Here is a 21,599-nt window from a genome sequence, read left to right as displayed (position 1 = left end):
CAGTTTTTTTAGTCTTTGATGCGGCTGAGAATAGCCGTCGTCAAGGCGACGATCGTTCCGAGGACGAGACCGTTCGAGAACACGGTCGCCAGAAGCGGTGGCAAATCATTCATCGCCCCAGGCGGGAGCAACATCGCACCGGCTCCGATGACGAGCGGAAGACCGACCGTGAGCGAGGCTGTCTTTTGGTTCAATTCGAACGCCGCCTCGTTAATCCCGATGATAATCATCGTCGCGATCAGCGGGGTGACGATGGCGTATCCGACGGCGGCCGGGATGCTCGCGATGAGCGAGACGAACGGACCGATAAGGGCGAGCACCATCATCACAGCGTGGGCCACGAGATGGGGTGAGCGATGGACGCTCTCCGTCGAGGATAAGAAACCAGCCGTTCCAGAGATGGCGACCGGTCCCGGTGTCCCGAACATGCCCGCCACCATTTGACTGATCCCACTGACGACACCGGACGCCGGGACGTTGCCTTCGATTTGACGCTTCTCACGCGAACTGACGATGCGTTCAATCAATTTGATATTCGCAAGGACATTCGTCATGAGCAGGAGCGTGATGACGAAAGCGGTCGGGAGCAAGTTCCAATCCCACACCCACGTTCCGAACGGGAACAGCTCAGGCACGAGGAAGAATGACTCGGAACGGACGATCGGGTTGCCGAGACCGAGCATGTTGAACAACCAAAATCCGGCGATGAGCGTCATGACGAGTCCATACTGCTTGAACCGGCTGCGCTCGAGCGTGAGCGCGAACAAAACGAGACCGGCCGTCGCGACGGCTTGAACGATGTTAATGCCGTCCTCGGTCACGCCGAAGCCGCCTTTAATGACGGCACCCGACAGTTGCAGGACGAGCAGAATCATATAGACCCCGAGCACTTGCGGGGTGAACAACGACAGCATCCGTCGCAACAGGCCGGTGACGGTCATGACCACACCGAGCACACCGCTCAAAAACAACATGAAACCGAGCGCCTGGAGCGTCTCTTGTCCGCTACCGTAAAGCGCCGGACCAATCGAGGCATAGAGCGTGAAGACGCCCCACCAAATCCCGGCCGGTCCTTCTAAAATCGGCAGACGGTGGCCGAGCAGTGTCTGGATGATGCTGAACAGTGCGAAGACGAACAGCGAGCGTGAGATGAACGTCATCGTCTCGGCCGGCGACAGTTCAAATAAGGCAGCGATCGAGAGCGGTGGTACAATATTTGTAGCTAAAATAAAAATAAACCACTGAATCGTCGTGGTTACAGAACTTTTGGTCATGGTGTCCCCCTGGTATTTCCCTTTTTTATTATTAGTGTACCGTGACGGGGAAGTGGATGCAAATGGAGGTAATATAATGAAGAAAAAACTGAAATGGATTGGCCTTGGCCTATTAGGAGTCGTTTTGATCGCCATCATCGGCTTCTTTGTTTGGACGCAACTGACGTACGGACCGACGGAGGAAGCGCTCAGCTACGCGGCCGAGGCGACGGAAGTGGACAATCGTCTCGAGTTCGGCGACCCGTCGAGCGAGACTGGTTTCATCCTGTATCCGGGAGCGAAAGTTGAGAAAGAGGCGTACGCCTACTATGGGGCAAGGTTAGCGGAAGAAGGAATCTTCGTCGCCATCCCATCGTTGCGCTTAAATCTCGGGATAGCAGATATCGATGCAGCAGAAGACATCATCGCCGCCCATCCAGACATTGAACGATGGGTCGTCGGGGGGCATTCACTCGGCGGTTCGGCGGCGTCCGGTTACGCGCTCGAACACGAGGAGCAAGTTGACGGGGTCATCTTCCTCGCGTCGTATCCGATCAGTACGATGGCGGACAGCGATTTGCGTGTCTTGTCCGTCTCTGGGGAAATCGACGGTCTCGCGAACGAGAGCGATATCGAGGCGAGCCGTGACAACGTCCCGGATGCCACCGTTTTCCATCAAATCAAAGCCGGCAATCACGCCAATTTCGGGATGTACGGCCCGCAGGACGGAGATAACGACAGTCCGCTCAGCGCGAAAGAGCAACTCGACGAGACGATCGACCAAATCATCGATTGGTTATAAAAACAGCGTGCCCACGTCGGGCACGCTGTTTTAACGTTGATCGAGCTGGTGACTTACCGCTGTCAGCAAGGCTGTCACGAGCGCGACGGCGCCGCCGACGAGGGCGAGCGTCATGACGGGTGCGTTCGCATAGACCAAACCACCGAGGGCCGAGCCCATCCCGATGCCGACGTTGCTTGCGACCGGCATGAGCGATGAAGCCAGGCCTTTGGCGTCCGGATTGAACTTCTCGGCCAAGTCGATCAAATAGATTTGCGTCGAGGTCGTCAGCAGAATTGCCATGAACGACATGAGCGCGATATTGATCAGACCGAGTGTCACGTTCGATGTCGTCACGTACAAGGCAGCCAAGACGAGCGCTTGGATGAGAAAGACGAACCGGAGCCGTCCAATCGGATTATGGCTGGCGATTTTCCCGGCCGCCATATTGCTGAAAATGGAGATGAACCCGTAAGCGAACAGAATCGGGCTGATCCAAGCGACAGGGACGCCGAGCACACCTTTTAAAATCGGGACGAGGTACGTATAGACGACGTACGTCGCGCCGAAGCCGAACGCGGGGATGAAGAACGCGATTAGGATACGAGGGTTCGTCAATAGGCGCAATTGATCGGCAATCGACGTTTTGACGCTCGTTAAATGGCTCGGCACGACACGGTAGACGGCGAGAAATGCGACGACGCCTAAAGCGGTCGTCAACAGGAATGTTGTTTCCCATCCGGCGCGTTGGCCGATGAACGTACCGAGCGGGACGCCGAATACGTTCGCCATCGTGAAACCGCCGAAAATGAATGAGACAGCGATGCCGCGCTTCCCGGTTGGCACCGATTCACTGGCGACGAGCATGGCGAGCGAGATGAGCACGCCGGTCACGACGGCGGTCATCATCCGGAGCACGAGCAATATCCCGTACGTCGGAGCGAAGCTGCTGAACAAGTTGAAGACGATGAACCCAGCGGTGAGCGTGAGCATCAATTTTCGTTTCGGCAAATGGCTCGTCAGTGACATCGTCAGCGGGGTCCCGATGGCGAAGGTGATGGCGAACGCCGAGACGAGCGTTCCGGCCGTGGCAATCGAAATCGATAGGCCATCGGCGATATCGGGTAAAATCCCGACGATGACAAATTCACTCGTGCCGAGCACGAACGTGAGCAATGCGAGCGATAAGATAAGCGTCCAGTCGGTCCGACTGAGCGATGGGGTAGTCGTCAAAATGAATCACTACTTTCAGAAATATAGTCATTAGACATCAGTCGTTTCCAACCATACCGAATTTTCGCCAAAAGCAAAACCCTTTTCTCTCACATTGTGAAAGAAAAGGGTCAGGTTAACGCCAGAACGCGGTCGCTTCGACACCGGCATGGTCCGAGACGATGGGACCGTTCTCGCCGTCAAAGACGACGGCGTGACGCGAGACGTGAATCGGGGCGTTCGTCAGCATCAAGTCGATGCGAAGCGCCTGCTTGTTCTCGTCCCAACCGGCAATCTTGCCTTGGACGGTCGCATCGCCTTCACGCTCGGTCGCTAAATGGAACAAGTCTTGAAGACCGTGCTCAATCAAGTAGTCGTAACCTTCGCCACGGATGAACGCGTCGTTATTGAAGTCACCGAGCAGCAAGGCACGGTCGTCGTCCTCGACGCGGCGCAACAGTTCATCGAGCTGATGGCGCACCGGTTCGTCGGCGTCATGCCACCAACCGAGGTGACAGGAGTAAATCGCCGTCGGCGCGTCCATGCCGTCCACGACCGCCTTGACGATTTTCCGAGACTTGTAATCGTTCGGATCGGTCGTCTGGGAGACGAAGAACGATTCGGTCGACACGAACGGAGTGCGCGACAAAATCGCGACGCCTTCCTCGTAGATGTCATAGCCATAATGGGCGAAGTCCCACGTCATGTAGTAATCGACGCCTTGCTCTTTCAAACGCTCGACGAGCACATAGGCGAAGTTGTTCTCTCGAATCAAGCCGTCGATGAGCGGGGCCTCTTTATGTTGATTCACTTCTTGGAGTGCGATGATGTCGTATTCCTCGCTCGCGATCCGTTCGACGATCGAGTCGATTTTCTCTTGTTGATGGTCCTCTAACCAGGCGTGACAATTCAGCGTTAAAATATTCACGATAGTCCTCCTTTAGAAAAAACAGGCCAACTCGTACGAGCTGGCCTGTTGATTATGCACCGATGACGTCTTGAATATCAGACTTCAATACGTCGGCTTTCGGGCCGTAGATTGCTTGGACACCGCGGTCTTTCAAGATGAGACCCATGGCGCCGTTCTTTTTCCATTCGCTCTCTTCTGAGACGAGCGACATGTCTTTGACTGTGACACGTAGACGCGTCATGCAGGCATCGACGTCCTCGATGTTCTCTTCCCCACCGAGTAGAGCGATAATCCCCATGACCTGTTCGTTGCCTGTCACGTTCGATTTCTCTGTCACTTCTTCCATATAGTTCCCGTTACGACCTGGCGTCGGAAGGTTCATCTTCTTGATGAAGAAGTTGAACACACCGAAGTTCAAGAAGAAGAAGGCAGCCGAGACGAGGAAGAAGTTAATCAAGTCTTGTAACAGTCCCGCTTTGACAATCATCGGGATGCGTGTGAGCAATTCAATCGCACCGAACGCGTGGACACGAAGGTCGATGACATCCGCTAAAGCGAAGGCGGCACCGGCCATGAGCGCGTAGACGACGTAAAGGACTGGCGCAACGAACATGAACATGAATTCGATTGGTTCTGTGACACCTGTCAAGAAGACAGCGAGACCAGCCGACAAGAACATCGGCTTGTATTGTGCTTTCTTGTCTTCGTCGACGTTACGGTACATCGCATATGCGGCACCGATCAAGGCAGCGAATGACAAGATGACTTGACCGACTTTGAAGCGGGCCGGTACGACGTCAGCGAGCAAGGCGTTGTAAGCGGCCGTGTCACCAGCGGCGCGAAGGTTAACGAGGTCAGTGACCCAAGCCAACCAGAGCGGATCTTGACCCGCAACGACCGAACCAGCTGTCGCACCTGTCAAAATCGTGTACGTACCACCGAGCTCCGTGTAGTTCATCGGCACAGTGAGCATGTGATGCAAACCGAACGGCAAGAGGAGACGCTCGAGTGCACCGTAGATGAACGGCGCGAGAACTGGCGCCGTGTTGCGTGACGTGGCAATCCATTCACCGAAGCTGTTGAGCGCGCCTTGAATCGTCGGCCAAATGATTGACAATGCAATCGCGGCAACGACCGAACCGAGGATGACGACGAATGGTACGAAGCGCTTTCCGTTGAAGAACGAGAGGGCGTTCGGCAATTTGTTGAAGTTGTAGAACTTGTTATAGAGGGCACCACCGAGGAAACCGGCGATAATCCCGACGAACACACCCATGTTGAGGGCAGGTGAACCGAGTACAGATGTGAAGTAGTCAGCGACGACAAGGTCAGCCCCGAAGAGAGACTGGACTGTCGCTTCCGGGTCTTGGAGCATCGTTCCGTTGACGGCGAAGATGGCGCCTGTGACACGGTTAATCAAGATGAAGGCGATGAGTGCAGCGAAGGCACCGCCGGCCTTGTCTTTCGCCCACGAGCCACCGATGGCGACCGCGAACAAGATATGTAAGTTGACGATGATTCCCCAACCGAGGTCTTCAATAATGCGAGCCGTCGTGAGCAAGATGCTGACGTCTCCGGCTGACATGCCAATCAATTTACCGATCGAGATCATGAGACCCGCGGCCGGCATGACGGCGATGACGACCATTAAGGCCTTGCCGAGTTTCTGCCAAAAGTCGAACGAGATGAGTTGTTTCATGTGATACGCTTCCTTCCTATGCGGAACTTTTTATCTGTCTATGGCGACTGTTAATGCAATCGCTTGCATAGATGATTGTAATCGATTGCATAACTTTGTGCAACCGTTTTCCTAATTTTCATAGATTTTCATAATCGAACCCAATTTGACTCGTTTCTCCATTAGCTTGTCAGTCGGAACGAATCTCGCTACAATACTAGAGGTTGAAAGGGGCGAGAACGATGGGATGGAGACAGACGACATCGGCATTATCAAAAGAAGAGCAGGCGGCCATGCTTGAGGAGTTGTTGCAGTCAGGCCTGTTATTAGAAGAAGACCGACTGCTATATAGCATGTTGATGCCAGACCGTGTCAAACGGATGCAGGAAGTGTTGGATTTACGGACGAACCATATCACGATTTTGACGGAAGGGGTCGATGACCCACACAATCAGTCGGCCGTGCTTCGTTCGGCGGACGCGTTCGGTGTCCAGACATTGCACGTCGTCGAAGGACGAGCCAAGTTCAAACCGAACTCGATTATCGCCAAGAGCGCCGATCGTTGGGTCGACGTGGTCGAACACCCTTCCATCGAGGACGCAATCGATTGGTTGAAGGCCGACGGTTATCAAGTGCTCGCGACGGCACTTAGTGAAGAGGCGGTCCCGCTCGAGGACGTCGACGTGTCGAAACCGACCGTGCTCTTATTCGGGAATGAACATCACGGCGTATCGGAACGGGCGCTCGCCAAAGCGGACGGCAATTATTTGATTCCGATGCAGGGCTACGTCCAAAGCTTGAACATCTCGGTCGCTGCCGCGATCTCGCTTTACGATGTGACGACGCGGGCGCGCCACGTCGTGACGGACGGCTATGGACTGAAGGCAGAAGACAAGCAGCGCATCTTAAAAAATTGGATGGTGAAGAGCCTTCCGAAGCGGTCGCTCGGGGTGTATAAGCAAAAAGGTTTGACCGCTTTTGCCCGTGAGACAGGAAAAACGGAGTAAACGGCGAAAGGTACAGGCGTACGAGCAACTTGTCCATATACTGAAAGGGGATGGAAAGATGAGTACGACCAGTTCATTTATCGTGAAAGATGTGACGACGAATTTCAAAGACTATGAAGAGGAATTCTTTAACCTATATCGGACGTTATACGGGGACATCGATCAACTGCGTTTTAAAGAACGGCTGTATCGCCATGCGAACCCGCTCGTGCTGCTCGCGTTTTCAGATGAGCGTCTCGTCGGCTTCAAAATCGGTTATGAGGCCGAGCCATATCGCTTCTATAGCTGGGCCGGCGGCGTCCACCCTGAGTTTCAAAAGCATGGCATCGGCCGCAAGCTGATGGACACGCAACTCGAATGGGTGAAGGCGCAAGGGTTCCACTCGATTCGAACGAAAGCGCGCAACACGAACAAAGGGGTCATCATCTTGAACCTGTTGTGTGGCTACGACATCATGGGGGCGTACACAGAGGATAACGAGCCTCGCATCATGATGGAGAAACAATTGAACTGACCGCAAAGCCGTGGCGCATGCCACGGTTTTTTCGTGTAGATGAAACCAAATGGGGACGGATCCGTATTATAGAAAAAAAGGGGGAGACATTATGGTCCATACGTTTGCATTTGGAGAAGAGATATACATCGACTCGACGGGGATGGGAGATTCATTTTTTAGTGGGGTACCAACCATCTTTCCAATTTTCTTTTTCTTGATTATCGGTATTATCGTGTTCGCCGTGATGGCAGGCATCCGCAATCAAGTGAAGACGAACAGTCTATTGAAAGACATGCAACAGTTCGCTTCAGACTTGGCCGACCATCCGAGTGACGAATCGGCCAACCGGCTCGCTGACTACTTACGTGACGTGACGTCGTTCCCGGTCGAACGGACACAGATGGAACCGTTCCGGGTCGCGCTCGGCAGCTATCATTTGGTGATGGAGTCGCCACACGTGCAAGACGAGACGAAAGAGCGGATTGACCGTCAATATAAACGGCTCGGCATATTGGACGGGGAGAAGTTCGCCGACGAGCCGGCACCGCGACGCCGTTCGAGCTCGCACCATCATGACCACCATAACCATCACATGTAAAAACGCGTCGGAACATCCCGACGCGTTTTTTGTTACATATAACGACTTGCGTCAAACTCGATTTCGGTCCGATGATTGGCCGCCTCGATGGCGCTGGCGATGCGGTTGGCCCGTTTCTCGACGTCGCGTGCTTTCAACCGATACAGTTCCGGGTCATAGAGCGCATGCTTGATGACGCTCGACCCTTCCCCGTACCCGGTTTGGAACTCGCGTTTCGGCCGCTCGGCCAAATCTTGATACATCCGGGCTTGGGCCCGTAATTGAACGGCGAACTCCATCGCTTCGACGAGTGGGAGCGGTCCATCATTCGTCTCGATGACGGTATGCAGGTTCGCCTCACAGACGAGACGATCGAGGCGGCGCATGTCACAACGAATCGCCTCGAGCTCAACTTCGATATCCTCGAGCGAGCGGGATTGAATCGTCGGGAGCGGCTCATCTTTCTCGAGTTCGATGAACGCGACACGTTCGACTTCTTCGAGCAACTTATCAATCTGCTTCAGAAGCAGGTGTTTCAACTTGATGGCATCTGCCAAGTACATAGGGATTCCTCCTTCTGCTTTTTCTAACCGTACCATACTGCGACTCCTAAAAAAAGGAAGGCGTTACTTTTTTGAGACAAGGCGATATGATGAAAGAAAGAGAGGAGGGCGACCGATGAACAAGTGGAAAACGCAGTGGATGATTGCCATCGTCTTGCTCGTGTTCGGGACGGCGATGTTCCTCTATCAATGGATCGACTTGCGGCCAGGAGAGATTCGGGATTATATTGTTCAATTCGGTTGGCTCGCCCCGTTCGTCTATATCATTTTGTTCACGCTCCGTCCGCTCATCCTCTTCCCGACGTCCGTGTTGTCCGTCGCCGGTGGCTTGGCGTTCGGGACGCTGCCCGGTGTCATCTATACGGTCATCGGGGCCACGCTCAGCGCGCTCGTCGCCTATTATATCGCGATTCGCTTCGGTGACCGCTTTCTCCATCATTTCGAGACGAGCAGCTATGAGAAGGTGCAGCATAAGATTGAAGAGGACGGATTTTTCTATGTGTTGATTTTACGCCTGATCCCGCTCGTCAACTTTGACTTGGTCAGCTACGCCTCCGGGCTCGCGAAAGTTAGACTCCCCGGTTATGTCTTCGCGACCACGGTCGGGATGATCCCTGGAGCGTTCGCCAACAATTTCCTCGGCAGCAGCATCGCGAGCGGAGACTTTAAGCTAATCATCCTCGCCCTCGTCGTCTTAGTCGTCCTGACGCTCGTCGCGACCGTGTTCCGTGAACCGATCAAACGACAACTTAACCGTTAAATCAAAAGTAGGCGCCGATGAGCGCCTACTTTTGATTTAACGGTTGTCGACCGTCTCAGGATACAAGTCGTGGTTGAACAAACGATGTTCCGCCATTCTTTCGTATTTCGTGCCCGGCTTACCGTAGTTATAGTACGGGTCGATCGAGATGCCGCCACGTGGCGTGAACTTGCCCCACACTTCGAGGTAGCGTGGTTCCATCAACTTGACGAGATCTTTCCCGATGACGTTGATGCAGTTCTCATGGAAGTCCCCGTGGTTGCGGAAGCTGAACAAATACAGCTTGAGCGATTTCGATTCGACGAGCTTCTCGTCCGGGATGTATGAGATGTAAATCGTCGCGAAGTCCGGTTGGTTCGTGATCGGGCAGAGCGACGTGAATTCCGGTGCGTTGAACTTCACGAAGTAGTCGTTCTCCGGGTGACGGTTCGGGAACGCCTCGAGGACGTCCGGTGCGTATTCAAAAATATAAGGGACACTCTTCTGTCCGAGGAGCGACAAGTCTTGTAAGTCTTCTGGTCTCATAAATATTCTCCTTAGACGCCACGTTCGTTGGCGTACAGTAATGTGTGCAGTTGTGGCAGGACGCGGACACTTTGCCATGATGGGTCACGAGCGACGTCCTCCCATAGTTCTTTCAAGCGACGGAGCTGGGCGTCGGTGATGTCACCGTCCGCACCGGGCTCGGGATTGCCGGCCGATAAATACATGACGTCCGGCGTGTAGCGCGTCTGAACCGATTTCGCATAGGCGAGGTCGAGCTCATCGAAGACGGCGACTTTGAACGTCATCTGTTCGGGGCGCAGTCGTTCGACGATGGCGTCGAGTTTCTCCCAGTCGGTCGTCATGCCAGAAGAAGGTGGTTTTGGGCTGAGCGTCACGTCATCGATGTCAGACAGCCAGTCCTGATAGCGACTGCCTTGTGTCTCGACGGCAAGCTTGACGTCACGCGCCTTCAATTTCGCTACGAGATCTTTCATCGCGGCGATGAGGAGCGGGTTGCCTCCTGAAATGGTGACGTAGTCGTACACACCGAGCGCGTCGAGCCGTTCGATGATTTCGTCGGCTGTGAGCATGTCGGGTTTCTCCGAGCCGTCCCAAGTGAAGGCGGAGTCACACCACGAACAGCGATAATCGCAACCGGCGGTCCGGACGAACATCGTCTTTTGTCCGATGGCGCGGCCTTCCCCTTGAAACGTCGGGCCGAACACTTCGAGGACAGGGATTTTCATCAGTCCACCAACCATTCGCGGCGGAACTCGGCGTATGACGTCGGTGTCTCGTACAGTTTGACAAATTCGACACGAACGTCGCGCTCGTCAGGCAAGTGCTTGGCGAGCTGCTCGAAAATCCAGTAGCACATGTTTTCGGCAGTCGTGTTCATATAAGGTAACGACTCATTCAAATAACGATGGTCGAGGTATGGTTCGAGTTCTTCTTTAAAGATGGCTTTCAAGTCGCCAAAGTCGAGCGTCATGCCACGGTTGTCGAGAAAACCGCTGATGCCCATTTGCAATTTATACGTATGTCCGTGCAGCGCGCGGCACTTGCCATCGTAATCGAACAAGTGATGCGCGGCGTCGAACGTCACTTCTTTGACGATTTGGACGCGGTGCGGACAATAGATGAGCGAGCCGTCTTGCTTGGCTTCGACACTCGTCGGGGCGAGGAATGGGGCGTATTTCATACGCGGACCTCCTCATACGCGGCGAGGCCGTTTTGACGGAGTACGCAAGCCGGGCATTCGCCACAACCTGATCCGATGATGCCGTTATAGCACGTGAGCGTCCGTTCTTTGACGTAATCGAACGCACCGAGCTGATCCGCGAGTTCCCACGTCTGCTTTTTGTCGAGCCACATGAGCGGTGTGTCGATGACGAACGGATAGTCCATCGCCAAGTTGAGCGTCACGTTCAAGGATTTGACGAACTGGTCCCGGCAATCCGGATAACCTGAGAAGTCGGTCTCACATACGCCGGTGACGATGTGATGCATACCGAGCTGTTTGGCCATGACGGCCGCAAAAGATAAGAATAAGTGATTGCGTCCATCGACGAACGTGTTTGGGACGTCCGCATTGTCGATGTCGAGATCATGTCTCGTCAACGCGTTAGAGGTGAGTTGTCCGAGTAAGGACAAGTCGAGGATGTGGTGCGGGACATCGAGTTCGGCCGCAATCTCTTTCGCGACCTCGATTTCCGCGTCGTGGCGTTGCCCGTAGGCGAACGTCACTGCTTCCACATGAGAGAATTGTTGTTTTGCCCAAAATAGGCAGGTGGTTGAATCTTGACCGCCGCTAAAGACGACCAATGCTTTTTCGTGTTGCAACGTGCACACTTCCTTTTTCGCTAGTTTTGATGTCGGAGGAGGTTACGAACTCCGGAGGTCACCCTCGAGCGTTTACTTTACCATAAAAAGACGTTTGACAGGGAAAACAGAAGCAGGTATAGTAAAGAACATCACTGAAACACTTTCGCGCATAAAAGCGTTTAAGCGGTTAGGTAGAAAATAATGGAACTGAAAGGAGGGGACGTCGATGCAGATGAAAGGAAAAGAGGCTGTATTCGTCGTGCTGATGAGCGGGATTTCCCTGCTCGCACTGATGTTTTTGGCCAAAGCGACGCCACACATGGCGATCTTTGGCACAATGGTATTAATAGGGGGTTACGCGTATTATCGGACGCGTGATTTTAAACGAATCGAAGCCGCGATGATCAGCGGGATTCGTGAAGCCATCATGCCGGTCCTGATTTTACTGTTGATCGGGATGTTGATTGGTGTATGGCAGATGTCTGGTACGGTGGCGACGATCCTCTCCATCGGTTTAGATACAATCTCAGCGCAATGGTTCTTGCCGAGCGTCTTGCTCATCACGATGATCGTCTCGTCATTCACGGGCAGCGCCTTCACGACGGTCGGTACAGTCGGGGTCGCCTTGTTCGGGATCGGGATGGCGCTCGGAATTTCTCCGGCGCTCGCCGCCGGAGCGATCGTCTCGGGTGCATTGTTCGGCGATAAAATGAGTCCGCTATCGGATACGACGAACTTCGCGCCAGCCGTGGCCGGTGTCAAACTGTTCGATCATATCCGTTTCATGATGGGGACGACCGTCCCGGCCTTCCTCATCACGCTCATCTTGTTCACGATTCTCGGTCGGAGCGGACAAGCGGCGGACACGACGCAAATTGCGGAAGCGCAGGCGGCGCTTGCAAGCCGGTTCAACTTATCATGGCTGACACTGCTCGCGCCAATCCTCGTTGCCGTTCTCGCCTTCCGTCGCATGCCGGTCTTGCCGACGATGCTCGTCGGCATGTTCGCCGGTGTGTTGACGGCTGGATTTGTCCAAGGCAACTGGAACGTCACGAACTGGTTCGGCGTCATGCAGGCCGGCTTCAAGTCAGGCGTTGAGAATGAGACGATTGCGGCCGTACTCGACCGTGGCGGTCTCGAATCGATGCTCTGGTCGGTCAGCCTCGTCTTGATCGCGCTCGCGTTCGGTGGCTTGCTCCGTGAACTCGGCGTGTTCCAAGCAATCGTCGACGCATTGCTCGAACGGTTGAAGTCGCCAGGCAGCTCGGTGTTGTCGGTCGTGCTCAGCTCGATTGGTGTCAACTTGCTCGCTGGAGAGCAGTACTTGTCGATCTTGCTTCCTGGTCAGGCGTTCAAGCAAGGGTTCATCGATCGCGGCATCGATCCCCGTTACTTGTCACGTGCTCTTGAAGACGGCGGGACGGTGATCAACCCGCTCATCCCATGGGGCGTGTCGGGTGCATTCTTCGCGGCCACGCTCGGGGTACCGGTACTTGAATACGCACCGTTCGCCTTCTTCCTCTGGCTCAGCCCGATCTTCTCGATCATTCTCGGATACGTGAAGTTGGGAAAGCAACGTGAGGCGATGCGGATCGCATCCTAATTTAACAGATGTCCTGAATCGTTCAGGGCATCTTTTTTGTGTCTTCCCGCCTTCATTTGAGAAAATGAGACCGAGGAGGGATGACGATGAAACGACTTGATCCATCATTTTATGAGCAACCGACGCTCGAATTGGCCCGTTCGTTACTTGGTCACTATCTCGTCCATGATCATCTCGACGGTCAAATCGTCGGAAAGATCGTCGAGACGGAAGCTTATCTCGGCGCCATCGACCGGGCGGCCCACAGTTTCGGCGGCAGACGGACGAATCGGACCGAGGTGATGTTCGGGTTACCTGGACACGTCTATACGTATCAGATGCATACACACACGCTGCTCAATGTCGTGAGCGGTCCGGTCGGCACGCCGGAAGCCGTCCTCATTCGGGCCATCGAGCCGATTGAAGGAGAGGGCATCATTGAGGCGAATCGTCCCGGTATCAAGCGATTCGACCAGACGAACGGACCCGGAAAACTGACGAAAGCGCTTGGCATCACGATGGACCTATACGGACATTCGCTCCAACATGAGCCTCTTTATATCGTTGAAGGGAGCGCCATCCCGGAAATCGAGGCCGGTCCGCGCGTAGGGATCCCGAATACGGGCGAAGCACGCGATTACCCGTTCCGCTTCTTCGAACGAACCAATCCGTACGTCTCGAAGTTCCGTTGAATGTTTATGGGCCGGTTAGATGTGGAACACTCCTTATGTGCATAAAAATAATGAGGGAGTGTTTTCAATATGGCAAAAGTAGCAACGCTAATCACAGATATGTTTGAAGACGTAGAGTTCACGGGTCCACGCGACGCATTGGTGGAAGCGGGGCACGAAGTTGTCACGATTGAAAAGAAAGCCGGTAACACGGTTGAAGGCAAACAAGGCGAGTCGAAAGTCACGATCGACAAAGCGATCGATGACGTGTCGCCGGAAGACTTCGACGCGTTGCTGTTACCAGGTGGGTTCTCACCCGACTTGTTACGTGAAGACGAGCGATTCGTTCAATTCGCGAAAGCGTTCATGGACGCGAAGAAACCTGTGTTCGCTATCTGTCACGGCCCACAACTGTTGATTACGGCGAAGACGCTCGAAGGCCGCGATGCAACCGGTTATAAATCGATTAAAGTCGACATGGAGTATGCCGGTGCGAAGTATGCGGACAAAGAAGTCGTCGTCTGCCAAGAACAGCTGGTGACAAGCCGTCAACCGGACGACATCCCGGCGTTCAATCGCGAAATCCTTAATCTGCTCAAATAATCGTCTGGCCACGGAATTTCCCGTGGCTTTTTTTGTGCAATCGGGAATAGGTGAATAAGGAGGAGATTTAGATGAAACGAGCACGTTCACCTAGCTAAGTCGGTCGAAACGTTACGTTGCTTGGATGGATGCGTTGGTTCGAGGCGCTCGTCCCGGCCTACACGATTGAGCGTCTGTTTTGGGAGTCGCGGACGATCACGATGCAAGAAGTCGTCTATCTCGAAATGCTCTATGCCATCCTCGTCGTCATCCTCGAAGTGCCGACCGGGGTGTTAGCCGATCGCTTGGAACGGCGACGTCTGTTGCAAATCGGGACTGCACTCGAGTGGAGTTCCTTTGTCGTGTTACTTGTGTCCTTTTCGTTCGGCGGTTTCGCCTTAGCCATCGCCTTGTCAGGCATTGGGGCGGCGCTCCGGAGCGGGGCGGAGAATGCACTGCTCTATGAGACGCTTGAACAGGATGGGAAGACGGAGACGTTCGAGCGCTGGGTCGGCCGATTGAATGTCATCGGAATCGTTGCAGCCGTTCTCGCGGCGATCAGCGGCGCCTTGCTGGCCACACGCTTCCCGTTTGAACTGAACTATGTGCTGTCGATTGTCAGTTTGTTTATCGCGACAGCATGTAGCCTCGGCCTTGTCGAGCCGAGACGAGTCGTGACAGAGGAACGAATGACATGGGCGGATATCGGGGCAGGTTTTCGCTTCGTGTGGCACGACCGCCAGCTACTTGCCTTGTCGTCGGTGTTCATCGTGACAATCGGTGCGTTCAACTTCATCGATGAGTTTTGGCAGTTGTACGCCCGTGACGTCGAAGTTCCCATCTATTGGTTCGGAATGATTTCGACTGTCCTGTTGCTCATTCAAATACCAGGGCAACTGCTCGCCCCGGTCCTGTTACACATCACGACGGTCGATCGTTGGTTGCACGGAATCGGTTGGGGCATCGGTCTCGGTTTTGTCATTCTCGGCTTTTTCCCAGGACAAGTCGGACTCGTCTGGATGGCAGGCATGGCGTTTCTTATCGGCATCGTCGAACCGCTCTATCTCGGGGCATTACATCACCGTGTCCCGTCTGTCATCCGGGCGACGACCGAGTCATCCGTCTCGATGTTGCTGCACGTTAGTATCATCCTCATCGGACTAGTGTTTGTGATCGGGGCCGGTATGACGCTCTTCGTTGCCTTTTTATGGATTGGGATCGTCGTTTGTATGCATCAATTGCTCATCATATTCGTTACTTGGAAAAAGGATGCTTAAGCGAGCATCCTTTTTTTACGCCTCAAGACCGAGGCGGGCGGAGAAGCAACCGTGTATGATAAGAAACAATACTGGAGTAGGAGACAGACGATGGAATGGTATGAGTTACTGATTGGATTTTTGTTAGGGGTCGTCGAAGGGATGACAGAGTTCGCCCCGGTCTCGTCGACGGGGCACATGATTCTTGTGGACGACCTATGGCTCAATTCGAGCAGCTTCCTCGGTCAAGAGGTCGCGAACACGTTTAAAATCGTGATTCAGCTCGGTTCGATTTTAGCGGTCATCGTCGTGTTTCAAAGTCGGTTCAAGGAGTTACTGAACCCGAAAGAATTGCTGGCGATTCGTAACAGCGGGCCGACGAACAAATTGAATGTGTTACATATTTTGATTGGGCTGCTCCCGGCCGCTGTGCTCGGGTTGATGTTCGAGGATTATATCGACACACACTTGTTTTCAATTAAGACGGTCTTGATTGGGCTCGTCATCGGCGCGTTCTTCATGATCGCCGCCGATTTGTCAGGCGTGAAGCGTCAGACGACAGCAACGCTCGATGAGATTTCGTATAAGCAGGCGCTCGGTGTCGGCTTGATTCAATGTTTCTCGCTCTGGCCGGGCTTTTCACGCTCAGGCTCGACCATATCGGGCGGTGTCCTCTTAGGGATGAGTCACCGGGCCGCGGCGGACTTCACGTTCATCATGGCCGTACCGATTATGTTCGGTGCTAGTGCGCTCTCGCTCTACAGCAAATGGGAGTACTTCACGATGGCGACCCTCCCGGTCTTCGTCGTCGGATTCATTAGCGCGTTCTTATTCGCGCTGTTGTCGATCAAGTTCTTCTTGAAGCTGATCAATAAAGTCAAATTGACGCCGTTCGCCATATATCGCATCGCGTTGGCAGCTGCGATTTACTTCTTGTACTTCTAAGAAAAAAAGCGCATGTCAGCACATGCGCTTTGAAACCAATGATCCATCAAGTTCGTATAACCAAGTAGAGGTGAGAACATGGAACATATCGTTGTCGTATTGGGAACGTTGATCGGCCTCGGGGCTGTCGGTGCACTATTGTACATGACACGTCTCGCCTACGAATCATGAGAACGGATAGTGATAGAAGCGCTCACGTTGGAGTAACTCCATGACGTGGGCGTTTTCTGCGTTGTCGATGGCACGCAACAATCCTTCCGTCTGGGAGCGGTGGGCGAGCAACGCTTCGCGTTTCGCGGCGCTCTCGTCGCCGACTTCGATGATGACGTGCGGTTTTCCGAGTTCTGCTTCGGTGCGATGGTCGAACGCGACTCCTAAAAATTCAGGACGCTTCGAGACGTCGATGTCTTGCAACGCCCGGACGACCGCCCGTGCCGTCGCCTCGTGGTCAGGGTGGACGGCGTAACCCGGGTAGAAGGAAATGACGCGGGCCGGCTGTATTTCCTCAATCAAGGCACTGAACCGTCCGGCGAGTTCAGCTTCGTCTTCAAATTCGACGGTCTTATCACGGAGTCCCCACATACGGAGGTCGTCGATGCCCATGACGGCACACGCTTCCTCGAGCTCATGCTTGCGAATCTTTGGCAACTCTTCACGGGTCGTGAAAATCGGCGAGCCCATGTTGCGGCCCATCTCACCGAGCGTCAAGCAGACGTACGTGACCGGGAAGCCGTTTTTTTGATGCTGGATGATTGTTCCGGCCGAGCTGAACGCTTCATCATCGGGATGCGGAAAAATGACGAGTAACGGTCCATTCATTGGCTTTCCACCTCCGAGGCTCCTTGCGGGAGCGGTTTGATGTCTAGATGTAAGGCGCAGGCGAGTCGTCCGAGCCGGTCATGACCGGCGAGCAAGAGTTGCTCTCCGTGCAATTCATAGTCGGTCAAGCCTTCGACGTAAAGCCAACCGTGGTCGAGTTTCAAGCCGACGCGGTATGGGCCGTTGCCTTTGATTTGGCCGATGCTGTATTCGATGACGACATTGCGGATGAACATACCGGCGTTATGGAAGTCAGGGTCGTTATGCGTCGCATACGCCCCGTTCGTCGTCTCGACATGGACGTAGAGCGGCATGGATACATGCGCGTCCAAATAAGTCTGGATGGTTGTAGGTTGAATCGATTTCACGTGGTTCCCTCCAATGGAAACGATGACCCGAGACATGCGTCCCGGGCCACCCGTTATGATTGTGTTGCTAGTTTTTTGCGGTAACCGGTATGGTTCGTTGGCCCAACATATTGGTTGAGGCGGAACGAGTGACGGACCGCTTCTGTGATGAACTCTTTTCCGATTTCGATGGCCTCGTCGACCGAGTGACCGTTCGCGAGTGAGGCCGCGATGGCTGACGAGAACGTGCAACCGCCGCCATGTGTGAAGGCCGGGTCGATTTTCTCGCTCTCGAGGAGGCGATACTCGTTGCCGTCGTAAAGCACGTCGAACGCTGTATCGAAGCCGAGCTTGCCGCCGACTTTGACGATGACGATCTCTGCGCCGAGCTCATGGATCAAGCGAGCAGCCTCTTTGATTTCTTCCATCGTTGAAGGTGTCTTATCGAGGCCAGCGAGCATACGCGCCTCGAACAAGTTCGGTGTGATGATTTTAGCGACCGGCACGAGATGCTTGCGCATTGCGACCGCGACATCCGGGTTAAGAATCTCATCAGCCCCTTTACAGGCCATAACTGGATCGACGACGGCGTTTTGGATGCCGTACTCTTTAATTTTACGAGCGGCGAGTTCGATGATCTCTGGAGTCGGGAGCATGCCTGTCTTGACGGCATCGACACCGATTCCGGCGAGGACCGTATCAATCTGCTTCTCAATCAACGTCGTATCGATTGGGAAGACTTCGTGGTGCCACGCGTTATGCGGGTCTTGAGCCACGATGACCGTGAGTGCGGTCATGCCGTAAACACCGAGTTCTTCCATCGTCTTCAAATCAGCCTGGATTCCTGCACCACCGCTCGTATCCGAGCCAGCGATCGTTAACGCTTTTTTCATTGTCATAGTCGTTCAATCCCCTTTGTCTGTTTGGATAGTTTCACTATAACGACTTTTTGACGATACGACAAATCCCGGGGTCGCGTCCGGGTCGGAATAACTTTCAAAAATTGATGGCAGGATTTCAATCACATTTGGGGAATAGTAATGAATAGGGTGTAGACCACTTTCAATTGGCTAGGAGGAAAACCGCATGTTAGTGCATAGCTTATGCATTCCGAAGAAAGATGTCGTCACAATCAGTGAAAAGGCGACATTGCGCGAGGCGCTCGACACGCTTGAAAAGACAGGATACCGTTGTGTCCCTGTGCTCGATGAGACGGGAACGTTTTTCCGCGGTAATATCTATAAAATGCACATTTATCGCCATGGGATGAGTGGGGCGAGCCTAGACGATAACGTCATGGAGCTCATCAAGAACACGCAAAAGTACGTCCATGAGTCGGACGGTTTCTTCAAAGTGTTCTTCTCGATCAAAGAATTACCGTATATCGCAGTCTTGAAAGATGAGAGCAATGAATTTTACGGAATTTTACCGCACGGGAAGATGCTCGGCATGCTCGAAGAGGCATGGAGCCGTGACACGGGGAGTTATGTCGTCACGATCGCACTCAGTGAGCAAGCGGGGGCGCTTGAGAAAATCACGAAAATCATCAGCAAATACTCATCAATCGCCAGTCTGATGACGCTCGACGCCAAGAGTAAAGTCTTGCGCCGGGTATTGATCACGTTGCCACCAGATTGTGACGAGCCGAAGAAAGACAAAATTGTCGCCAAACTCGAACAAAAAGGGTTCCGCGTCGTCGAAGTCGAGAATTTGAATAACTGACAAAAGACCTTCCTCGCTCTTGAGGAAGGTCTTTTCAGTCCAATCGTTTTTCCATCCGGATATCCGGCCAAAATCGGCCGTTCCAATAGGTGAATGCCTCGATGCGGGCAATCTCGGTGTATCCAATCTTTCGATAAAGGCGATGTGCTGCTTCGTTGAATCCGAACACACCGAGCTCGATGCGCGGCACACCTTGCGCTCGCAGTCGTTCTTCTAACAGGGTGAGGGCCGTGGTACCGACACCTCTCCCGCGGCCGGAAGGCTCTCCGATGACGAGACCGAGCCAGGCGCTGCCACGTTCGTTGTCGTACAAGTGAGGGGCGTCATAGATGACGTTCACCTCGCCGACGAGTCGGTCATCGTCGTATATCAAGAAAATATCGTGCGTGTCCAGTCGTTCTGTCAAATCTGCGACCGTCATGTGATGTTCGGCGACGAGTTCTTCCTCCGACCGGGCCGGACGAATCAAATGGACGATTGTCGGGTCGTTGTTCCAACGGTTGAACACCGCGACGATGGTGTCGGACGCTTCCCGCAATGGGACGAGTGAGATGGACATCGTTTCCCCTCCTTTCCGTCATACTCTTTCGCGTTTAAGGGGAGAAGTCCCTGTCTCACTCGACTGGTTTCAAGACGTTGAGATGGCTCGGAAGCACTTCGAACGTGAGCGGGAGTTTGCCGCCCGTATCCCCGTCGGCGTTGACCGGGAGTGATTCTGGCGAGTCAACATGGGCTCGTTTCGTCGTGAACGATGTGACGCTGTCCGTCTCTTTCAACTTGCCGGTGAACAGGGCTGGGGCAAGTTGGATCGCATCTTTGAAGCCGAGGTTTTCAAATAAGTAGACGTGAAGCAAACCATCGTTCAACTTGGCGTCCGGTTCGAAGTTCTCAAACCCGCCGACCGAGTTGGTGAGGGCGATGACGACCAAATAGGCGTCTCCGTCGAACGTGTGCTCTTCAGCTTGGACCGACAGCGCGTACGGACTATGTTCGCGGAACGCTTTGATGCCTTCAATCAAGTAGGCGAACGGTCCCCATTTCGTTTTCTCCTCGACACTGACCTCATCGACGGCTTCGGCGATGAGACCGATGGCGATGACATTCATAAAGTAACCATTCTCATATTTTCCAATGTCCATCGGTGTCGGTTGTGCGGTTTTGAGCGCCGCAATCGCATCTTCAGGATCACTTGGCACACCGAGGGCGCGGGCGAGATCGTTGACGGTACCGAGCGGGATGATGCCAAAGTCGGGACGGTGGTCGGCTTCGGCGAGACCGGTGACGGCTTCGTTCAGTGTCCCGTCGCCGCCCATCGCGATGACGGCTTTATATTGTTTTGATGCCGCCTCTTTCGCGAAATGTGTGGCATCGTCAGCCTTCTCCGTGAATCGGACATCGACGTTGCCGTAACGCTCACGTAAGACTTCCTCCGCTGCCGCGGCGTGTTCGTTTCCTAACTCTTTCCCGGACGACGGGTTGACGATTAACATGACTGTATCCATCTAAGAACATTCCCCTTTTCACATTCAGATATTGTCATCTATTCCCTTCCTGCGGCGAGGCTAGTCATAAAAAAACAACACAGATGTGTTGTTCAGTAGTGCCGGAACGCCGACATATCGAGGTGGCTCGCATCTGATTCGTCGACGGCGAGTTCAATCTTCAAATGCTCATGGAACGGTGAGTCGAACGCGCCCATGCAGGCGACCGGTTCATGGTCCGGGACGGGGGACTTACGTTTCGTTTTGACGAACAAATAGTCCTCACGCGCCAACGTCAACAAAAAGCGCTCGACCGCATGGGGTTCGCGCGTGACGTTCGGCCATGGCAAGTGGTTGAATAGTAAAAAGACCGCGCCTTCTTTTTCAAGCGCATAGTCTGGGGCGATCCCTTCCCGGTTCAATAACTCGATGACCGTACTCAAATAGGCTTGTTTAATCGTCAATGAAATCTCGTAATACTCACGCATACCGTCCACCCTTTCTAAAAATCGCAATAATTCCATTCTATACGTTTCAGACAGGGGCGACAATGAAGAAGTTTCTTGACGAAGCGTTTTTCCCACCGTATACTGCTCATGTCCTGCTATACTAAAGGTAAATGATGAACGAATTGAGGTGAAACCGAC

26 protein-coding genes are annotated in these 21,599 nt (G+C 53.7%); 11 read left to right on the top strand and 15 right to left on the bottom strand.

Features of this window, described 5'->3' with window-relative positions:
* Positions 1 to 8: 8 nt before the first annotated feature.
* Positions 9 to 1,274 carry a purine/pyrimidine permease gene (locus NMQ00_RS14560; protein ID WP_255177246.1) on the bottom strand — a complete coding sequence of 422 codons (1,266 nt, stop codon included), beginning with the start codon at positions 1,272 to 1,274 and terminating at the stop codon, positions 9 to 11.
* Positions 1,275 to 1,350: 76 nt separating this feature from the next.
* Here NMQ00_RS14560 and NMQ00_RS14555 point away from each other — a divergent pair, with 76 nt between their 5' ends.
* On the top strand, positions 1,351 to 2,055 hold the full coding sequence (locus tag NMQ00_RS14555; protein ID WP_255177245.1) for an alpha/beta hydrolase: 705 nt from the start codon (positions 1,351 to 1,353) through the stop codon (positions 2,053 to 2,055).
* A 30-nt stretch (positions 2,056 to 2,085) separates the two neighbouring features.
* Here NMQ00_RS14555 and NMQ00_RS14550 read toward each other — a convergent pair whose 3' ends face one another.
* From NMQ00_RS14550 to NMQ00_RS14540, 3 genes are all read right to left on the bottom strand, one after another.
* The gene (locus NMQ00_RS14550; protein WP_255178729.1) at positions 2,086 to 3,270 is read right to left on the bottom strand and encodes an MFS transporter; all 1,185 of its coding nucleotides are present in this window, start codon (positions 3,268 to 3,270) and stop codon (positions 2,086 to 2,088) included.
* A 112-nt stretch (positions 3,271 to 3,382) separates the two neighbouring features.
* On the bottom strand, positions 3,383 to 4,174 hold the full coding sequence (locus tag NMQ00_RS14545; RefSeq protein ID WP_255177244.1) for an endonuclease/exonuclease/phosphatase family protein: 792 nt from the start codon (positions 4,172 to 4,174) through the stop codon (positions 3,383 to 3,385).
* 52 nt (positions 4,175 to 4,226) lie between these two features.
* Positions 4,227 to 5,855: a PTS transporter subunit IIBC gene (locus NMQ00_RS14540; protein WP_058765444.1), complete on the bottom strand. Its 1,629-nt coding sequence runs from the start codon at positions 5,853 to 5,855 to the stop codon at positions 4,227 to 4,229.
* A 221-nt stretch (positions 5,856 to 6,076) separates the two neighbouring features.
* Between NMQ00_RS14540 and NMQ00_RS14535 the strand changes: the two genes are divergently transcribed.
* The 3 genes from NMQ00_RS14535 to NMQ00_RS14525 all read left to right on the top strand — a co-directional run bounded on the left by NMQ00_RS14535 (position 6,077) and on the right by NMQ00_RS14525 (position 7,935).
* Positions 6,077 to 6,841 carry a TrmH family RNA methyltransferase gene (locus NMQ00_RS14535; protein ID WP_255177243.1) on the top strand — a complete coding sequence of 255 codons (765 nt, stop codon included), beginning with the start codon at positions 6,077 to 6,079 and terminating at the stop codon, positions 6,839 to 6,841.
* Positions 6,842 to 6,899: 58 nt separating this feature from the next.
* Positions 6,900 to 7,355 (top strand): GNAT family N-acetyltransferase, encoded by a 456-nt coding sequence (locus tag NMQ00_RS14530; RefSeq protein ID WP_021068095.1) that lies wholly within the window; start codon positions 6,900 to 6,902, stop codon positions 7,353 to 7,355.
* A 91-nt stretch (positions 7,356 to 7,446) separates the two neighbouring features.
* Positions 7,447 to 7,935: a hypothetical protein gene (locus NMQ00_RS14525; RefSeq protein WP_255177242.1), complete on the top strand. Its 489-nt coding sequence runs from the start codon at positions 7,447 to 7,449 to the stop codon at positions 7,933 to 7,935.
* Positions 7,936 to 7,967: 32 nt separating this feature from the next.
* Here NMQ00_RS14525 and NMQ00_RS14520 read toward each other — a convergent pair whose 3' ends face one another.
* Positions 7,968 to 8,477 carry a hypothetical protein gene (locus NMQ00_RS14520; RefSeq protein ID WP_255177241.1) on the bottom strand — a complete coding sequence of 170 codons (510 nt, stop codon included), beginning with the start codon at positions 8,475 to 8,477 and terminating at the stop codon, positions 7,968 to 7,970.
* A gap of 115 nt (positions 8,478 to 8,592) precedes the next feature.
* Here NMQ00_RS14520 and NMQ00_RS14515 point away from each other — a divergent pair, with 115 nt between their 5' ends.
* A complete protein-coding gene (locus tag NMQ00_RS14515) occupies positions 8,593 to 9,237 on the top strand; it encodes a TVP38/TMEM64 family protein (protein WP_255177240.1) in 645 nt (214 codons plus the stop codon).
* 36 nt (positions 9,238 to 9,273) lie between these two features.
* Here NMQ00_RS14515 and queF read toward each other — a convergent pair whose 3' ends face one another.
* The 4 genes from queF to queC are packed head-to-tail and all read right to left on the bottom strand — an operon-like array spanning position 9,274 to position 11,565.
* Positions 9,274 to 9,762, bottom strand: a complete 489-nt coding sequence (gene queF, locus NMQ00_RS14510) for a preQ(1) synthase (protein ID WP_021068099.1) — start codon at positions 9,760 to 9,762, stop codon at positions 9,274 to 9,276.
* Positions 9,763 to 9,773: 11 nt separating this feature from the next.
* On the bottom strand, positions 9,774 to 10,469 hold the full coding sequence (gene queE / locus NMQ00_RS14505; RefSeq protein ID WP_255177239.1) for a 7-carboxy-7-deazaguanine synthase QueE: 696 nt from the start codon (positions 10,467 to 10,469) through the stop codon (positions 9,774 to 9,776).
* Positions 10,469 to 10,924 (bottom strand): 6-carboxytetrahydropterin synthase QueD, encoded by a 456-nt coding sequence (gene queD / locus NMQ00_RS14500; protein WP_255177238.1) that lies wholly within the window; start codon positions 10,922 to 10,924, stop codon positions 10,469 to 10,471. The genes queE and queD overlap by 1 nt, the downstream gene beginning before the upstream one ends.
* Positions 10,921 to 11,565, bottom strand: a complete 645-nt coding sequence (gene queC, locus NMQ00_RS14495; protein ID WP_255177237.1) for a 7-cyano-7-deazaguanine synthase QueC — start codon at positions 11,563 to 11,565, stop codon at positions 10,921 to 10,923. Before queC ends, queD begins: the two co-directional genes overlap by 4 nt.
* Before the next feature lie 208 nt (positions 11,566 to 11,773).
* Between queC and nhaC the strand changes: the two genes are divergently transcribed.
* The 5 genes from nhaC (at position 11,774) to NMQ00_RS14470 (ending at position 16,583) form a co-directional block, all read left to right on the top strand.
* Positions 11,774 to 13,150 carry a Na+/H+ antiporter NhaC gene (gene nhaC / locus NMQ00_RS14490; protein ID WP_255177236.1) on the top strand — a complete coding sequence of 459 codons (1,377 nt, stop codon included), beginning with the start codon at positions 11,774 to 11,776 and terminating at the stop codon, positions 13,148 to 13,150.
* Positions 13,151 to 13,230: 80 nt separating this feature from the next.
* Positions 13,231 to 13,821: a DNA-3-methyladenine glycosylase gene (locus NMQ00_RS14485; RefSeq protein WP_255177235.1), complete on the top strand. Its 591-nt coding sequence runs from the start codon at positions 13,231 to 13,233 to the stop codon at positions 13,819 to 13,821.
* A gap of 69 nt (positions 13,822 to 13,890) precedes the next feature.
* Complete coding sequence (locus tag NMQ00_RS14480; RefSeq protein WP_034780765.1) at positions 13,891 to 14,403, top strand: type 1 glutamine amidotransferase domain-containing protein; 513 nt, start codon at positions 13,891 to 13,893, stop codon at positions 14,401 to 14,403.
* A 128-nt stretch (positions 14,404 to 14,531) separates the two neighbouring features.
* Positions 14,532 to 15,659 (top strand): MFS transporter, encoded by a 1,128-nt coding sequence (locus NMQ00_RS14475; protein ID WP_255177234.1) that lies wholly within the window; start codon positions 14,532 to 14,534, stop codon positions 15,657 to 15,659.
* Positions 15,660 to 15,749: 90 nt separating this feature from the next.
* The gene (locus NMQ00_RS14470; protein WP_255177233.1) at positions 15,750 to 16,583 is read left to right on the top strand and encodes an undecaprenyl-diphosphate phosphatase; all 834 of its coding nucleotides are present in this window, start codon (positions 15,750 to 15,752) and stop codon (positions 16,581 to 16,583) included.
* Between the two features lie 165 nt (positions 16,584 to 16,748).
* Here NMQ00_RS14470 and bshB2 read toward each other — a convergent pair whose 3' ends face one another.
* The 3 genes from bshB2 to pdxK are packed head-to-tail and all read right to left on the bottom strand — an operon-like array spanning position 16,749 to position 18,648.
* Positions 16,749 to 17,402, bottom strand: a complete 654-nt coding sequence (bshB2, locus tag NMQ00_RS14465) for a bacillithiol biosynthesis deacetylase BshB2 (RefSeq protein WP_255177232.1) — start codon at positions 17,400 to 17,402, stop codon at positions 16,749 to 16,751.
* On the bottom strand, positions 17,399 to 17,770 hold the full coding sequence (locus NMQ00_RS14460) for a YojF family protein (RefSeq protein WP_255177231.1): 372 nt from the start codon (positions 17,768 to 17,770) through the stop codon (positions 17,399 to 17,401). The genes bshB2 and NMQ00_RS14460 overlap by 4 nt, the downstream gene beginning before the upstream one ends.
* Positions 17,771 to 17,823: 53 nt before the next feature.
* Positions 17,824 to 18,648: a pyridoxine/pyridoxal/pyridoxamine kinase gene (gene pdxK / locus NMQ00_RS14455; RefSeq protein WP_021068111.1), complete on the bottom strand. Its 825-nt coding sequence runs from the start codon at positions 18,646 to 18,648 to the stop codon at positions 17,824 to 17,826.
* A gap of 187 nt (positions 18,649 to 18,835) precedes the next feature.
* Between pdxK and cbpA the strand changes: the two genes are divergently transcribed.
* Positions 18,836 to 19,471, top strand: a complete 636-nt coding sequence (gene cbpA / locus NMQ00_RS14450; RefSeq protein ID WP_034780770.1) for a cyclic di-AMP binding protein CbpA — start codon at positions 18,836 to 18,838, stop codon at positions 19,469 to 19,471.
* A gap of 34 nt (positions 19,472 to 19,505) precedes the next feature.
* Here the strand turns inward: cbpA and NMQ00_RS14445 are convergent, their stop codons facing one another.
* The 3 genes from NMQ00_RS14445 to NMQ00_RS14435 form a co-directional block, all read right to left on the bottom strand.
* Positions 19,506 to 20,030, bottom strand: a complete 525-nt coding sequence (locus tag NMQ00_RS14445) for a GNAT family N-acetyltransferase (protein ID WP_255177230.1) — start codon at positions 20,028 to 20,030, stop codon at positions 19,506 to 19,508.
* 55 nt (positions 20,031 to 20,085) lie between these two features.
* A complete protein-coding gene (locus tag NMQ00_RS14440; RefSeq protein ID WP_255177229.1) occupies positions 20,086 to 20,973 on the bottom strand; it encodes a diacylglycerol/lipid kinase family protein in 888 nt (295 codons plus the stop codon).
* 92 nt (positions 20,974 to 21,065) lie between these two features.
* Positions 21,066 to 21,440: a hypothetical protein gene (locus NMQ00_RS14435; protein WP_034780785.1), complete on the bottom strand. Its 375-nt coding sequence runs from the start codon at positions 21,438 to 21,440 to the stop codon at positions 21,066 to 21,068.
* Positions 21,441 to 21,599: the final 159 nt, after the last annotated feature.

The sequence above is a fragment of the Exiguobacterium aurantiacum genome, assembly GCF_024362205.1.
In the GTDB taxonomy this organism is placed as follows: domain Bacteria; phylum Bacillota; class Bacilli; order Exiguobacteriales; family Exiguobacteriaceae; genus Exiguobacterium; species Exiguobacterium aurantiacum_B.
The sequence above is the reverse complement of the archived record's forward strand: the minus strand, read 5'-3'. Positions and strand labels throughout refer to the sequence as shown.